This is a genomic window from Bacillus sp. Medicinal_06 (genome assembly GCF_056711665.1).
The window spans coordinates 1-15,282 of record NZ_JBWYHD010000025.1; the positions used below are offsets into that span (position 1 = coordinate 1).

At 34.4% G+C, this 15,282-nt stretch carries 12 protein-coding genes and 1 pseudogene; 1 reads left to right on the top strand and 12 read right to left on the bottom strand.

Annotation, left to right across the window (positions count from 1 at the left end; genetic code table 11):
• Positions 1–357: 357 nt before the first annotated feature.
• The 7 genes from AC1M36_RS26985 to AC1M36_RS27015 form a co-directional block, all read right to left on the bottom strand.
• On the bottom strand, positions 358–957 hold the full coding sequence (locus tag AC1M36_RS26985; RefSeq protein ID WP_336454242.1) for a response regulator transcription factor: 600 nt from the start codon (positions 955–957) through the stop codon (positions 358–360).
• Positions 954–2,090, bottom strand: coding sequence for a sensor histidine kinase (locus AC1M36_RS26990; RefSeq protein ID WP_336454243.1), 1,137 nt, complete (start codon positions 2,088–2,090; stop codon positions 954–956). The genes AC1M36_RS26985 and AC1M36_RS26990 overlap by 4 nt, the downstream gene beginning before the upstream one ends.
• A 434-nt stretch (positions 2,091–2,524) precedes the next feature.
• Positions 2,525–3,559 carry a Delta(5) desaturase DesA gene (gene desA / locus AC1M36_RS26995; RefSeq protein WP_336454244.1) on the bottom strand — a complete coding sequence of 345 codons (1,035 nt, stop codon included), beginning with the start codon at positions 3,557–3,559 and terminating at the stop codon, positions 2,525–2,527.
• A 721-nt stretch (positions 3,560–4,280) separates the two neighbouring features.
• Positions 4,281–4,919 (bottom strand): NAD(P)-dependent oxidoreductase, encoded by a 639-nt coding sequence (locus tag AC1M36_RS27000; protein WP_479846448.1) that lies wholly within the window; start codon positions 4,917–4,919, stop codon positions 4,281–4,283.
• 397 nt (positions 4,920–5,316) lie between these two features.
• Positions 5,317–6,333: an NAD-dependent epimerase/dehydratase family protein gene (locus AC1M36_RS27005; protein WP_241819316.1), complete on the bottom strand. Its 1,017-nt coding sequence runs from the start codon at positions 6,331–6,333 to the stop codon at positions 5,317–5,319.
• 127 nt (positions 6,334–6,460) lie between these two features.
• Positions 6,461–7,042 (bottom strand): Crp/Fnr family transcriptional regulator, encoded by a 582-nt coding sequence (locus AC1M36_RS27010; protein ID WP_241819317.1) that lies wholly within the window; start codon positions 7,040–7,042, stop codon positions 6,461–6,463.
• 222 nt (positions 7,043–7,264) lie between these two features.
• Complete coding sequence (locus tag AC1M36_RS27015; protein WP_479846449.1) at positions 7,265–7,951, bottom strand: IS6 family transposase; 687 nt, start codon at positions 7,949–7,951, stop codon at positions 7,265–7,267.
• Between the two features lie 57 nt (positions 7,952–8,008).
• Between AC1M36_RS27015 and AC1M36_RS27020 the strand changes: the two are divergent.
• Positions 8,009–8,818, top strand: a pseudogene (locus AC1M36_RS27020) (transposase); the annotation flags it as partial.
• A gap of 258 nt (positions 8,819–9,076) precedes the next feature.
• On the opposite strand, the gene AC1M36_RS27025 reads toward AC1M36_RS27020, so the two are convergent.
• The 5 genes from AC1M36_RS27025 to AC1M36_RS27045 all read right to left on the bottom strand — a co-directional run bounded on the left by AC1M36_RS27025 (position 9,077) and on the right by AC1M36_RS27045 (position 14,364).
• Positions 9,077–10,096 (bottom strand): hypothetical protein, encoded by a 1,020-nt coding sequence (locus tag AC1M36_RS27025; protein ID WP_336454248.1) that lies wholly within the window; start codon positions 10,094–10,096, stop codon positions 9,077–9,079.
• Between the two features lie 148 nt (positions 10,097–10,244).
• Entirely contained in the window at positions 10,245–10,943 is a 699-nt protein-coding gene (locus AC1M36_RS27030; RefSeq protein WP_336454249.1) for an ABC transporter ATP-binding protein, read from the bottom strand.
• Positions 10,944–10,987: 44 nt separating this feature from the next.
• Complete coding sequence (locus AC1M36_RS27035; protein ID WP_336454250.1) at positions 10,988–11,827, bottom strand: hypothetical protein; 840 nt, start codon at positions 11,825–11,827, stop codon at positions 10,988–10,990.
• Entirely contained in the window at positions 11,814–13,103 is a 1,290-nt protein-coding gene (locus AC1M36_RS27040) for a metallopeptidase TldD-related protein (protein ID WP_336454251.1), read from the bottom strand. The genes AC1M36_RS27035 and AC1M36_RS27040 overlap by 14 nt, the downstream gene beginning before the upstream one ends.
• Positions 13,075–14,364, bottom strand: coding sequence for a PqqD family peptide modification chaperone (locus AC1M36_RS27045; protein ID WP_479846450.1), 1,290 nt, complete (start codon positions 14,362–14,364; stop codon positions 13,075–13,077). The genes AC1M36_RS27040 and AC1M36_RS27045 overlap by 29 nt, the downstream gene beginning before the upstream one ends.
• Positions 14,365–15,282: the final 918 nt, after the last annotated feature.

Genomic DNA, 15,282 nt, shown 5'->3' on the forward strand with positions numbered 1-15,282 from the left:
GCGAAGTCTTCAAAGAGACTCCGCCTTTTCAACGTACAATGAACTTCAACAATTACTAGCTACTTCCTAAACATTGTTCCTCATTTACCAACCTGTTTATGCTTTTTTCAAACTTTGCAACAGAACCCATAATATTCACCTAACTTAGTGTCCAGTAAATGTTGACAAGTCCAACCTCCAATTGTTAGTTAGTGTCCAACAATTGGGGTGCAGTTCACAACCAAACTTCGTTTTTTCGACGTATAACGCATTACATGAATTATTAATAGTTTCATAAAACTGGTCCACAATATTCTCCATCTCTTTATGTCTTCGGAAACTTTGCAACAGAACCACCCATAATATCTCTGTTTCACACTACTTAAACCAGCCTTTTTCTTTTGACTGGACAATCGCTTCTATACGATTTTTAACTTCTAATTTATCCATTATTTGAGAAATATAATTCCGAACTGTTCCTGTTTTTATACTAAGTTCAGCAGCAATTTCTTTTGTGTTTTTCCCATGAGCTACGAGCCCTAATACTTCTTTTTCCCGGTCAGTAAGGGGATTCTCCTCGCCGTAAACACTTTCCATGAGTTCAGGTGCATATATTCTTTTTCCTGTCATTACCCCACGTATAGAGCTTACCAGATCTTCACTAGGGCTATCCTTCAATAAATAACCACTTACACCAGCCTTTAAAGCGCGTTGAAAATAACCGGAACGAGCAAAGGTTGTTAAGATAATAACTTTACAACCTAAACCCTTAATCTCTTCAGCAGCATCGAGCCCACTCTTTCCAGGCATTTCAATATCCATAATACAAACATCAGGCTGCAATTTCCGCACTAAAGCTACCGCTTCCTCTCCATTAGAAGCCTGTCCTACTACCGTCATATCCTCCTCTAAATTTAATAGTGAACCAAAGGCTCCCAACAGCATCTTCTGGTCTTCTGCAATCATAATTGTAATCATTTAAGTTTCTCCTTATCTGTCTGCTTGACATCATTTGGTACTCTTATGATTAAAGTTGTTCCGTCATCTGTTCTCATTTCTAAATCGCCATTTATGAATTCCAAACGTTCCTTCATTCCTATTAATCCGTGACTTTTAGCTGTAGACTCTTCCTCATTCTTAAAAGTTCCGTCATCTTGTATAGTAATCACAATTTCCTTCCACGATTGTTCAATCGAAATGTAACAGGAAGTGGCCTTACTATGCTTTACTACATTAGTTACTGCCTCCTTCAAGCACATACTGAGAATGTTCTCAGTTAGTAGGGAAACATTAGTTAATTGGACTTTCTGGTCAAATACAAAATGGATTTGTGCTGCTTCGATAATTTGCTTTACACGAGAAATCTCCTCATTTAATCTAATCCCACGCATGGAAGACACCAACTTTCTCACCTCACTTAATGCAGTTCTGGCTGTTTGCTGAACGTCCTTTAATTCACTGTGTACTTGATAAGGATCTGTATAAATTAACTTTCTTGCTAAATCACTCTTTAGGCCAATTAGAGAAAGCTTTTGTCCTAGTATATCATGCAGATCTCGGGAAATCCGCTGCCTTTCCTCCAATTTGACAAGCTCAGCGATTCTCTTGTTGGCATCCTCCAGCTTTTCTTCTAGTTGTCCTCTTTCCTTTTTATTGTAAATGTTGAATGGAAGGAGGATAACGCTAATCCAAATGATAATTACAAAAGGCAGTTGCTCTAAAAAAAGCTCATCATGCATTATAATGCTGTAATTGATAGAGACGGACGTACTGATTAAATGAATAAAATATAATGTGAGAAATGTGATACGATCTGTGATATTGCCTATAAAGTATGCTAGAAAAAAAGCAAAATATACATAGCTGAAAAGACTTGTTGATGTAATTGAGATTCCGATTAGGATGAGTGTCCACAAATAAACAGGCCAGCCCTTTGAGACAAAGGCAATACGGTAAAAAATAAAAAATAAAATTGTAAGGAAAATCCCTACAATAATTTTAACCATAGAGGATAATTGAAAAATAAAGTAAAAAGGTAGTATACAAAGAATCGTCCAAAAATAAGGAGAAATTCCATTATTCTTTTGGAATGTCAAATATTTTTTAATCATGAATGAAACCTCTTTTTTGATTTTAAAGATGTTACGTAAGTCTAACTTCCTAATTTATTTTACCACTTTCTATCCATATATACCCCTACCACTCACTTCTCTAATAAGAAAAGCGAACACCTTCCATCCTTGCTCCTGTAGAAGAACAACCCGCGCACAATAAAATGTGCGGTTCGAGCGATATCTATTCATGGAAGCTTTCGTTGTGGTCTTTGATACAAAAGGCGCTTTTTGCCTTTTGTATCAAAGGTGACTGGAGCAGACCGTGGGAGCTAAACAATACCTCGAGAAGTTATACTTACACTTTATTCCTAAAATTTCTCGTTACGTCGAACAGTCCCCCAGTTAGAAATTTATGCTTTCTTACAGAACAAAACAAGAGACCCGGTTATGGCCTCTTATCTGGATAGTGTGTTCCATAGACTTTAACATTTCTATAACTTAGGTTTGGGCTGAACTAAGACACTCTTTGATCTTGATGGAACTTTGCTGCCTTTAAACCCTACAAATTTTTTGTTCTGTTCATCCCATAAACGGAATTTTAAAGACTGTAAACTAGTAGTTAAAGTTATCGTCGGTACATTTTGTAACTGCTGCGTATTATTGTGCACAGTCTCAAGCTTATAATTCGGGACTCTTGGACTTAAATGATGAACATGATGAAAACCGATATTTCCTGTGAGCCATTGTAAGAGCTTCGGAAGCTTATAGAAAGAGCTTCCTTCCACCGCCGCTTTTACGTATTCCCATTCCTCATCTTCTTCAAAATATGAATCCTCAAATGTATGCTGTACATAAAATAGCCATATTCCCATAGATCCTGAAATTAAAAAAATTGGACCTTGTACTAAAAGGAAAGACTGCCATCCTAGAGCCAAACAAAGTCCAGCTACCAAAGCAACAATTGCTAGGTTTATGACATAGGTGTTGATACGCTCCTTCCATCTAGCACCTTTTCGGTTAAAACGATTTGAAATGAGAAACACATAAATCGATCCTAATCCAAACATGACAAATGGATTGCGATACAACCGATATGCTACCCGGGTCCAAAACGATGCTGCCCCATATTCCCCTACTGTCAACACCCATATATCTCCTACTCCTCGCTTATCCAAATTACTGCTCGTTGCATGATGAATAGAATGACTATGTTGCCATTGTTTATATGGAAATAATGTTAAAATACCTGTTATGCTTCCAATTACTTCATTAGCAGTTCGATTCTTAAAGAAAGAGTAGTGACAGCAGTCATGAAAAATAATAAACACCCGTATGAGAAATCCCGCCGCAACTACCGACAAAGCTAACGTAAGTACATATGAAATTGATAGACTTTGGTAAGCAAAAAACCATAACATGAAAAAAGGCATTAAAGTGTTAACGAGTTGTCTTACACTATGCCATGTATTAGCCTTTTCGTAAGGTGCTACTTGTTTCCTTAAATTTTTCTGTTTTTGTATCGTCATCTTTTATGTTCCTTAGGGTATAACCGAGATATGTGTAATTTTAGGTTATAGCCTTACCGTTATTTCCAAATGGATTTTGAATCGGATTTTTCGTTTATTATTTTTTATAAAAATCCTCCTATGTCAAATCTTTTATTTGTTAACTTATTATCATATACCCTAATCATACAATCGAAACGAAATGTTTTCAGTAACTAATCAATGGATGATTAATAGTAGACAAAGGCAGATTTTTCATTGCAAATAAATGAATTGATACCTAGTTATAAGTTCAATAAACTTCATTTGGAAATAAAATACAGACTATGACCTAAAATTACATGTATCTTAGCTGTACCCCTTCCTTCCCTTTTGGTTATTTCAAATTATAGAGGAAAGGATTGAAGTCTTGTAGACATATGTGTCATAAACAAAACATGACAAATGTCATGCAAATGACAGTTCTGTTGCAAACTTTAAAAACATCGCAAAATAGTGAATATATCATACATTCTTTTGAATAGTATCCAATGTTTATTCTAAATAATTGTATTTTAATTCTACATTTTTATGAGTTCTCAAAACTTCGCAACAGAACCCATATGCTTATCAACCTAATCTTTTGAGGTATCCTAAAACTTAACCTTATCTCTATATTGCTAGTTAAGGGAATTTAACTCATTTTTTGCGTTTTGGGGAACAATTAATTTCTTAAGTTGATGGGTATGTATGGTGAGTCCTATTAAATCGCAATAAAAGGTGTTTTATGAATATACTCTTTATTATCAATCTGGCTAATTATAAAATTTGCTATTTCTTTATTTGAAATCATTGTCCCAGGCATATCGGTAAGACTTTCTTTGACTGCTCTAACTTCAACACCCTCTTTTACAAAAGGTAGTCTTATTAGCGTCCAATCAAGGTCTTTATTTTTCAAAAGAATATTCAGCTCTTCTCTTTTATCTTTCATCATTTTGGAAAAGAGCACTTCAAACATTTTTGCTCCAATCTTATTTAAAAGACTTTTTTTATCTCCTATAATATTAAGAGAAGCTCCTGTAACTCCAATATATCTCTTAATATCCTTTTCTTTCATTACTTCAAGTATATCTCTGGTAACTTTGCTATATATAGGTGTATCTCTCATAGGTTGACCAAAGCAATTTATAACAATAAGACAACCTTCGAGTAGTTGTCTTATTGCATCTACATTCTCCGCAGTACCTGTTACAATCTCAACTTTATCATCGTTATATTTTAAATTTTTAGGATTCCGAACAAGCATACGAACTTGGTAGCCATTTTTTAACAATTCTGAAGCTATATAACGTCCTACCTTACCAGTGCCACCAATTAAAGCTATTTTATAAGGATTATCCATTCCATCACTCCTAAGAATATATAAGTAAACTCAATCCTTCCGAATTAAATTCTTATTTTACAATCTTGTCCTTTTTACAATTAATAATATTTATCATTTTTCTTTATATTTCAACATAAATTACCTATTTGTTCTGAAGTTTTCTTTTAACGCCTTAAATAACAAAATAGATCGCAACCGAAATGGAAGTCTGACAATAATCATTGTCACATTGTTAAAAGCAATGTTAATTATAATCTTATTTTAGGAGCCCCGCCACGTTGTCATCAATCTAGTACTTTGAAGTGTCCCCAAAACAAAAATTTTATTATTTTGCAGTTATTTATAAGAATTTAGCTCATTTTTTTCGTTTTGGGGAACAATGCATTTCTTAAGTTGATGGGCATGGATGCTACCCCTATAAGGATTTTTTTCTTAGGCTAGCAAAAAACCGTTTAAAATACTCTTCTAATGCCACTTCACCCAACTTAGGATTAAAATTCAAATCCTGTCTTGATGTGGTAAGGTCATAGTGTCTATTTATTCCACCATAATATAATTCTACTTGACTTCTAAGTAGTGATGGCTGAGTATTCTTTTCCTTTGCTTCAAATTCAAGTTTATCAGCTAAATTTAACAACTGTTCTTTAGTATATTTTTGTGGTATCTCAAGATTAGGAATAAATTTTTTTGCAATTTTAATGATATCATCTGAAGTTACAGGCTCTTCATTAGCCAAGATATATCTTGTACCCCTTACACCTTTTTCCGCTGCAGCAATCATACCTTTCACAACATCAGTTACATCTATTGGCGTCATTTCACTTATATAGTTAACTTTCATCTTTCCTAAAAGAATACTATCGAAGGCCAGTATGGTTGGAGTTTTCTTTAAAAACTCTCCACCAATCATTGCACCAGGAAGAACGCTAACCATATTCAAATCATATTTTTCTGCCAGCTCCCAAGCTGTTCTTTCAGCTCGTGCTTTTGAATCAAAGTATGCATTTCCATGACTGTTTTCAAGCCATGTAGTTTCATCAATTTTACCCTTTAAGTTTGTCTTGTCCAATGACAATGCTGCTACGGAGCTTACATATACTATTTTTCTTACATTTGCTTCTTTAGCAGCCTCCATTATATTTTGAGTTGCCTCAACATTAGGAATAATTATCTCTTTTTCAGGATCTTGTGCCCAATGTTTAAATACAGCAGCTACTTGATATAAGGTATTCACTCCATCAAGTGCTTTATGAAGTGAGGCTTTATCCCTCAAATCGGCGTAGACGATCTCACAATCAAGGTCTATAAATGGTTCTTTGTCATTTAAATCTCGTACACTTGCTCTAACAGTTTCTCCTCTTTTTAATAATTCCCTTACCAAGTTGTTACCCAAATGACCATTTGCACCTGTTACCAAGGAAATTTTCTTCATAAATAAATCCTCCTAAATCAGTGATTACACCAGTTATCATAATGCGATAATAGCCTGTTGTAATTGACATATGTAAATTGCAATAAAAAAACACCAAATACTTTTATTTGATGTTTCCTAAAAACGTTTATTCTATTTTCATACTTCTCTTAATTCTACTAAGTGAGCTTGCTCTAATTCCAATATAAGAAGCAATATATGATTGATTTATTCTACTTTCTAAAGAAGAATACTCTCTTTTAAACTCCATGTATCTTTCCAGTGCATCTTTCATAAGTAACGCCTGTTCTCGATTTAGCATACCAACAAGAATCTTCTGAATATAATTAGTGAATATAACCTTCATTTGATTAGTTTTCTTCATACCTTGGTCTATGGAATTATACGGAATAACTACGCAAATGCTGTCTTGCAGGCTTTCTACATTAAAGCTAGCTTCTTCAACTCTTAATAAACCCTCTGCACAGGCAAATTCCGTTTCAGCTGCAAAACATTTTGTCACATCATTCCCTGCAGCATCTATATAATAGCCTCTCATAATTCCTTTATGAATATAATACAGTGAAGAAACTCTTTGCCCCTGCCTTAAAACAATTGTATCCTTTGGTACCATCTTTATATCAGCTGTTGAATTGAATAAGTATTTTAAATCTTCTTCCAACTCCAGCTTCAAACCAGCTTCAATATAATCACTCGGCTTATTAAGCATAATTCATCACCTCTATAAACATATAATTCATCACCTCTATAAACATATAAGGCATATCCTTTATCCACAATTTATTATTATAGCATTTAACCATGTCAAGCAACATTTACAAATAATAAAATAAGTAATGATAAAGGTGAATCAATTCAAAATGATAATGAAAAAAGGGTTCTGTTGCGAAGTTTTGTTAAGGTTAAGTGGTGCCAACAAAAGTTGTACATTTTATACGATTGTTAGCAGCTCCTGTAATTCATTGTATGTCGAAAAACCGAAGTCTGAGCCAAGACTTCGGTTTCGTTTATATAAAGCATGAATGGTTTCGATGCCTTTCAAGGTACGGGAAGCGTGGCGAAGATTTTGAAATCCTCCGGATTTAGAAAAACGTCGCTTCACATGCCAATGGTCCTGTTCAATGAGATTATTCAAATGCTTGATTGTACAATGAGTTGTATGTATATAAAAACCTTGTTCTCTTAATTTGTTAAATGTGCAAAGTAATGCTGGTGCTTTGTCTGTAGTGAGAACTACTGGTTCTCCAAACGTTTTGACCAATCTTTTCATAAAGGCATAGGCAGCCTGATGATCCCGTTTTTTACGAAGTTGAATATCCAATGTGTGCCCGTCTTTATCAATTGCACGATATAAATAACGCCATTTTCCTTTGACTTTTATATAGGTTTCATCTAGTTTCCAAGATAATGAAACGTTTTTATTTTTCTTCTTCCAAATTTGATAGATAAGGTTTCCATATTCATGAACCCAGCGCATGATGGTTGTTGGATGAACCGAAACACCACGCTCTTTCAAGATTTCAGATACATCACGATAACTTAAAGAAAAACGACAATAGTAGCCGACGGCTACCAATATAATATCCTTTTTAAACTGTTTTCCTTTAAAATACCCCATATATCATTCTCCTGCTCACACTTTTTCTACAGGTTATCTCAGTTTAGAAATCTTTGCAACAGAACCGAAAAACTTAATTATTTAAAAGAAATCGTAGAAGATCACCAAGAACACCTTCAATTTTCGCAAGATCCTGATGCACGAATTGGACATAAAACAGCGGACTCTTCTTTCTTTGGTTATAAAACACATATTGCGATGAATGAAGAACGTATCATTACAGCTGCGGTGATTACAACGGGTGAAAAAAGCGATGGAAAATACCTTCAAACATTGATTGAAAAAAGTCGTGAAACAGGGATGGAAATTGATACAGTTATTGGAGATACTGCTTATTCGGAGAAAAATAATATTCAATATGCCAACCAAAATCAATTACAATTAGTATCGAAATTAAACCCAATCGTGACACAAGGACCGCGTAAAAAAGAAGATGAATTTGAGTTTAATAAAGATGCGGGTATGTATGTCTGTAAAGCTGGGCATATGGCTATTCTTAGAGCACGTACGGGTAAAAAAGGAACAAACAATAGTCAAAGTCATACCTATTATTTTGATATTGAAAAATGTAAGGTATGTCCATTCAAAAGTGGTTGTTACAAAGAAGGCGCTAAAAGTAAAACGTATTCTGTGACAATTAAATCCACTGAACATAAGAAACAACAAGCATTTCAAGAAAGTGCATATTTTAAAGAAAAGGGGAAAGAGCGTTATAAAATTGAGGCGAAAAATAGTGAACTTAAGCATAGACACGGGTATGATGTGGCATCTTCCTCGGGTCTGATTGGTATGCAAATGCAAGGTGCAATGGCTATATTCGCTGTCAATTTAAAACGAATCCTAACCTTGATGAAGGAAACAAAGTAAAAAAGAATAAAGAGAAAGGCGACTTTTCATTCAAAATGGAATGAAAAGTCGCCTTTCTTGTTTTACATCCGGTTTGTAAACCGAAAAACGTAAGTTTTTCAGTGGCCTCATTAATTTCGGACTCTTTTTTCTTTTTAGGGTGATTTTAACTTTTTAAGTTGATGGAGGTAGTGAGCCCACTTATAAAAAACTTCACCTTCCAATAGAATTTATAATTGGGAGGTGTACCAAACGGAAGTTCCCCAGCACGAAATTATTCTAGAAAAAATACAAGGAGCCAAATATTGCTGCTCCCAAAACATACATTGCTATTTTTACCGGCTTAGAGTTTGTAAAATTAAAAATGATATTTCGTAATGGAATTAAAGGAACCACAATTAGCATGGCCAACGGATTCATATTCCCAAAAATGAAAAATCCGGTAATTAGTGAAAGCAAAACGATAATTGCCTGTATCATCCATTTTTGTTTAATGATTGTGACTAGATGAATCGGCAGATAAAACCCCGTTGTGATGGTCGTAAATTCTGTTTTATTTAGTTTTGAAAGAAAGGTCTCAATTAAAATTAAATCGGTAATAAATAGACCAAGGTGCACTATTTGTGACTCAATATAAAAATAAGAAATAAACCCTATAATAAAAGTGAAGATGCAAATATTTAGGAGACCTTTAAGATTAAACAGAGCCCTTGTCACTTCTTTTGCTGTGAAAAACATAGAATCATAAAAATTTTCCATAATCCTATGCTTGGAAACCTTATTATTTTTTAGCAATTCGTTTTGAGCTGATGCGATTTGTAAAAAGTCCTGATTGATTAATCCTTGAAACATTGTTCCCATGACTCGGTAATAAGAGTATAAATAATCGTATTTAAATGATTTGATGAGAATCAAATGGATCACCATAGCCAGAAAGAGAAAGATTGATGGCCAACTGTTTGAAACTTGCACCGAGAGCAAAATGATCAGTATAGAAACGGACAAGATGGAATACAGTTTAATTGAGGAAATCTGATATTTAATAAATCCAATATAGTTGGCTAAGCTGTTGGCGATAAGCGATACAAACAGAATAGGCGTGAAATCTGCCTTCAAGATCAGCAAGACTGTTACAATAAAGAGAGAAGAAGCAACCGTTTTAAGAAAAATGTGCAGTTTTAGGCGATTTAAAGAAAGAATCTTCATTTCAAAGATCTGGAACGGGATATTCATAATAGGATTATTTTGGAAGACCTTTGCCAAACTGTAAGCAAACAAAGCAGTTGGAAACCACTTCATAACGAGATTTTCATGCGCTTGAAATAACTCCACGGACAATGGGAGAAAAAATACGAACAACAATAAAAAAACGAACGCATTAAATTTGTTCTTTTTTATCAGCCGAATGTACTGTCTTATTTTATTAAGGCTTAAATAATAGACTGAATCAAACATCATAGCTATCGCCTATCAATTTAGTGATTTGTTTTCGATCTAAGGTTACCGGTTCAAACTCCAATAATTGGCCATCCTTCAAAATCAAGTATTTATCACAAATGGTTTCCAAACTGTCTAAATCATGGCTCGAAATGATTTGAATCCTGGTTGCTGATTTGTGATTCAGGAACATCTGTTCAACAGTATCAACTTGTACTGGATCTAGGGTGATGAATGGTTCATCGAAGAAAAAGACATTCGACTCTCGCAGCATTCCAATGGCAATATTGATGCGCTGCAAGGTTCCTCTTGAAACACTTCGTGGATAATAATCCATATATTCTTCCAGTTTTAGCTGTTTTGCTAGGTATTGTATTTTTTCGATTGCATCCTCCTTTGATAGTTTATTTAGTTTACAAATGAAAAGCATTTGTTCACGGGCAGTTAGATCCTGGTATAAAACAGGCGTATCACCAATAAAGACGAAGGGGAGATCAAGAGTATCCACAGTGTTAATATTATCGCCATGAAATAAAACATTTCCCTCATGATTCCTAATGATCCTCATCAAGATTTTTAGTAATGTTGTTTTGCCTGCTCCATTACGTCCAATTAATCCATAAATGTTCCCCGGCCTGAATTCGAAGGTAATTCCATTCAATACCTTCTTATCCCCATACGATTTTGAAATTGAATCTAATTGAATCATATCTTCACTTCCCGAAAAATAATAATTTAATTCTAACATTGGAATTAGAATTCCAACAAGAATCCTTGATGACCATCCAATATTTTATAATTTTCTATGAAATCATTGAATTGAAACGAGAACAGCGTTTTTAGATTACTGTTACCATCTTGATAGGGAACAGCTTTCCCGACTATATTGAGGTGGCCGTTATAGAAATTCAAAATGGTTGAGTAATTGACGATTTCCTTCAGTATTAGAATTTTATCGCGGTCATCTTCTCTGATGATCCTATTCGTAGTAACTCTTTCAATTCTTGTTATGCTTCTCATGGGTTGATAACTCTCTATTAATTGTGCTGAAAATAATTCCTCTTTCTTCTCAGTACCCGATAAATGATCATAAACAAAAAACTCAATCGTATCATTTTCATTTTTCCTTGTAACCCCGATTTTACTGTCACAGATATATTGATAAAACAGATTTAGCAGGATTGTTAATTCTCTTTGCTCAATCAATAAATAGCGATAATGGTTTCGCTGGCAGGTTTGTTTGGTTATTTTGCGTTCCATCAAGCTATTTAGAAAAGCTTCAATCTTTTTGATGGCATGTTTATCGTTTTTAATAATTGCATTGTTAATCTCAACATCTTCTTCCACAAGGAAACAATAAAGTTGGATCATGTCCAATTGTCCATCCTCGCTAAATGAAAAGGAAACCTGATAGTCATCCACTTGTAAGTTTCTTCCTAACATCATCGAATGGAAAGTTGAAACAAATTCCTCGCATATATGCCAACAAGGATTCGTCCTATCGAATGGTGAATGTTCCATAAGGCTTTCCCAAAATTCTCTTTTATAAAACTTATGATATGAAATGGTGAACACTTTATTAATGAATTGCATTGCCCAGCCCCTTAATAATGATAGACGGAGAGATATATTTGACTTTGACGGTCGCCCCTTTCTTACCGCAGAGGCTATGATATTCATTACTATTACTGCAAAAGACAATCTCTTTATCAAAAAAATGCCTGACATCTAGATACAAATAAAACGGTTCAAGTGGCGCTGTGAACTTGCCTGATTCTATTAAACTAGCTTGAGATACTTCGACAGAAAAATCACCGGTAAAAATGTTGACTTCACCCATTCCGATTTTATGTATATAGATTCCTTTGTTAATAGTTTTAATGTGATTCTCTTCCGAAGTCCTTCCGGGTTGAATAAACATGGACCGCATCCTGGTAATCACCGGCATTTTGGGATTCTCTCTGCGCCCATTGCCGGTATTATGAGAATGTTGCTGATCCGAGCGGCTGCTAAGCAAATGAAGGATTTCACCGTTCCTAATCAATGAAATGTTCTTTGTGATGGGGTCGCCATTATCATCAAAGGTTTCCGACGTATTATAATTTTCAAGTATTGTAAGTTCTTTGCTGAATTTCCGTACATTTCCCCTATTTAATGGGGACCGGAAAAAATGATCAGTCTCTAAAAAATGGCCTAAAAATTCGTGGAAAAATAGTCCTGATGAGTAACTGTTAAAGACCACTTCACAAGGATCTAGATCATTTGGTAATGATTTCTTTGCAGAATGAAACCAATTAATTTCATTCTTTATTGCCGCCAATACGCCATGAATACTATCTTTGTTGATTCTTTCAATAACTTGGAAATCACTGATTAGATTGATGCCAAATTGATCAATATTATAGGAAATAATATAATATGCTTCCTCCTGCAAGCCAGCTAAGGAGTCAGAATCAAATAACGATTTTTTGTTGCTGACAGTTTCAATCGCTATTTTTGTTTCACAATGAAACATTTGATCAATTGAGTGAATCCATTGCTGTATATCCTGCAAGATTCCATTTTTAATCAAGTCTCTGTTTGAATTCATTTGTTCATGCAATCGTTGAATTATGTTTTGTGGCAATTGATATTCCTTGGATAAATATTCAAGCAAGACATCCGAGGAATAAATAAAATTCTCAATCCTATTCTGATTGGAAATCTGCAAAGAGAACTGCCCTTCATCAGAAAAGTCACGGTTGATAAAGCTGGAATCAATCATAATTGTATTCCGTGAATGGCTAAAAAGCAGGAAGCGATCAGGTGCATTGCAAGCCTCATTGAACATGGAATTCCGCTCAAGCTTTTTGCAGATATCGTTGCACATGGCATACCTCTTCGGGCTGGTCGAGCATGGATGCGATACAATTTCCGCATTGATCATATAATTCACAGGAACCGCATAATTTTTTCACAGGAGTAGGCAACAACATTGAATACTTAATATTATCAAAATGCAAGACCTCCAATAATTCCTTTTCCAAGACATTTCCTAGCACGATATCAGGAATGGCTGGACACGGAGTAATATTTCCATTTGGCATGACATGCAGTGCATTATATCCGGCGCCGCATTTATTTGGATGTTCAATTTGGTCCATCACGGTGCTAACTTTTTTCTCACAAATGTCCAAGCCAACAAAAAAGTCTTCCGTACTATACTGTTTATTGGATGACTGAAGGATTTCGGCAAAATTATTTGCCACCTCTGTCGGAACATGATTTTCCTTGGCCCTTCCGGAATTTGAGGTTAAACCGATGTTTATGCCTTCACAGCCAATATTTTTGCATAATTCTATTAAGGCAGGTAAATCGTTTGTATTATAGTCATTCATTGTATAGGAAACTGCAACGGAAATGCCTCTTTGTGTCATTTTTTTAATATTGTTCACAGATTTTTGGAACGCACCTTTTACATTTCTGATAAAATCATGATTTTCCTCTAATCCATCCAAACTGACTTGTATTCCTAAATTCGGATATTTCTCTAACAAGTCCATCGTCCTCTCACTTATTGAAACTGCATTAGAGGCGAATGTTGCGGTAACCGCATTTTTTCCAAGAAAATCAACTAGTTCATTAACATCCCTTTTTAAAAAAGGTTCGCCACCAGTAATAAAGAAACCAGTTACACCCAAATTGACAAAGTCATTGGCCAGTTCTATAAATTTTCTGATCCCCATTTCTTCGCTTTTTGCGCTTCCCGAGGAATTGAAACAATGAATGCAATTGAGTTGACATTGATTCGTTAGCTCCATGGACACGGAGATCGGTGTGACAATATTCTGGTTCCCATATACCCTTGGACGTCGCTCTCTTTTTTCAGAACCTATTTGAATGACTCCATACTGTTTATATTCATTCAAAAACTGGGTTATTGTCTTTGTGTCTTCTTCATCTAACAAATACTTAGATCTGAAGTTCTCAATTATTTCATCAACTGTTTTTTCCCCATTACATAATTCGATGATTTCATACCCTGTACGATTAAAATCGTGTTTAATAAATTGATTGTCACGCAGCAGTATTGCAGACCCACCATCATAACTTTGGATGATCCTGCAGTAATCATTAATATATGGATACATGTAATCCCTCCAAATGTCTGATAAAAAAGAGAATTTCCATTAACATGGAGATTCTCTTTTTTAATTTTCATTAAACTGCTAATAGGTATTGGTTCCAGCAAGCAGTTACTACTCTTGCTTTAAATGGAGTAATGGCGCAGGCTGCAATTTGAGATTGTTTCGTTGCAGGTTTTTCAAATTTCATTTTAGTCCCCTCCTTTGTATTTGAAAAAAATTAAATAAAAGGAAAAATTATCAAATCCCTTTATTCATTTATATCTTAGCATAAATTTCTAAATCAATAATATCTCATTTGCGAAAAATTTCGACAAATCAGTGAACAGTGAGAGGGTAGATAGTTAACAAAATAATATCAGGCCGATAATGCTTCCATTTAAATACATTTTCCTTTTCCATACCAATCATGCACCTTCTTTAAATTAGTAGTATCAGTATGTCCAGGGTTTGTAGATTTATTGTAATTGTCCTGAAGTTTTTGCACCAGAACTCTATTCCCTCATGTCAAAAGAGTTCTTTTTTCTTTATTGTATAAAATTTATATAATAAACGTGGAATTAAACAAAGCGGACAATTGAACCCCGTAACTCATCCTCATATCCCAAGCGTTGATTCCTAGCCAAAATATTTTAACAAACGTTTGTTTAATTTTCCCATAACTAATTTCTTCATCATATAAGTAAAAAAATATAAGAAAACTCCATTTGCATATATTTAAGAATTATATTTAGTCATAACAACAAATTCCTTTTATTATAGTTAATTATTCCGAATATAAATATATGTATATCTGTAAGAATGCTACATTCTTCTCTATCAAACTATATCTATATTTTCACTAATTTATTATGATATCGACGTTGATTTAAAGTGATTTGTGCGAAATGTATAAATGGAATTTTCTAGTAATTCAACACAATA

What these genes read in the sequence shown, in the direction of transcription:
- AC1M36_RS27045 (WP_479846450.1), bottom strand. Translation starts at nt 14,364, where the DNA reads ATGTATCCATATATTAATGATTACTGCAGGATCATCCAAAGTTATGAT.
- AC1M36_RS27015 (WP_479846449.1), bottom strand. Translation starts at nt 7,951, where the DNA reads ATGGGGTATTTTAAAGGAAAACAGTTTAAAAAGGATATTATATTGGTA.
- AC1M36_RS27040 (WP_336454251.1), bottom strand. Translation starts at nt 13,103, where the DNA reads ATGTGCAACGATATCTGCAAAAAGCTTGAGCGGAATTCCATGTTCAAT.
- AC1M36_RS27010 (WP_241819317.1), bottom strand. Translation starts at nt 7,042, where the DNA reads ATGCTTAATAAGCCGAGTGATTATATTGAAGCTGGTTTGAAGCTGGAG.
- AC1M36_RS26990 (WP_336454243.1), bottom strand. Translation starts at nt 2,090, where the DNA reads ATGATTAAAAAATATTTGACATTCCAAAAGAATAATGGAATTTCTCCT.
- AC1M36_RS27005 (WP_241819316.1), bottom strand. Translation starts at nt 6,333, where the DNA reads ATGAAGAAAATTTCCTTGGTAACAGGTGCAAATGGTCATTTGGGTAAC.
- AC1M36_RS27025 (WP_336454248.1), bottom strand. Translation starts at nt 10,096, where the DNA reads ATGAAGTGGTTTCCAACTGCTTTGTTTGCTTACAGTTTGGCAAAGGTC.
- AC1M36_RS27035 (WP_336454250.1), bottom strand. Translation starts at nt 11,827, where the DNA reads ATGCAATTCATTAATAAAGTGTTCACCATTTCATATCATAAGTTTTAT.
- AC1M36_RS27030 (WP_336454249.1), bottom strand. Translation starts at nt 10,943, where the DNA reads ATGATTCAATTAGATTCAATTTCAAAATCGTATGGGGATAAGAAGGTA.
- AC1M36_RS27000 (WP_479846448.1), bottom strand. Translation starts at nt 4,919, where the DNA reads ATGGATAATCCTTATAAAATAGCTTTAATTGGTGGCACTGGTAAGGTA.
- AC1M36_RS26985 (WP_336454242.1), bottom strand. Translation starts at nt 957, where the DNA reads ATGATTACAATTATGATTGCAGAAGACCAGAAGATGCTGTTGGGAGCC.
- desA (WP_336454244.1), bottom strand. Translation starts at nt 3,559, where the DNA reads ATGACGATACAAAAACAGAAAAATTTAAGGAAACAAGTAGCACCTTAC.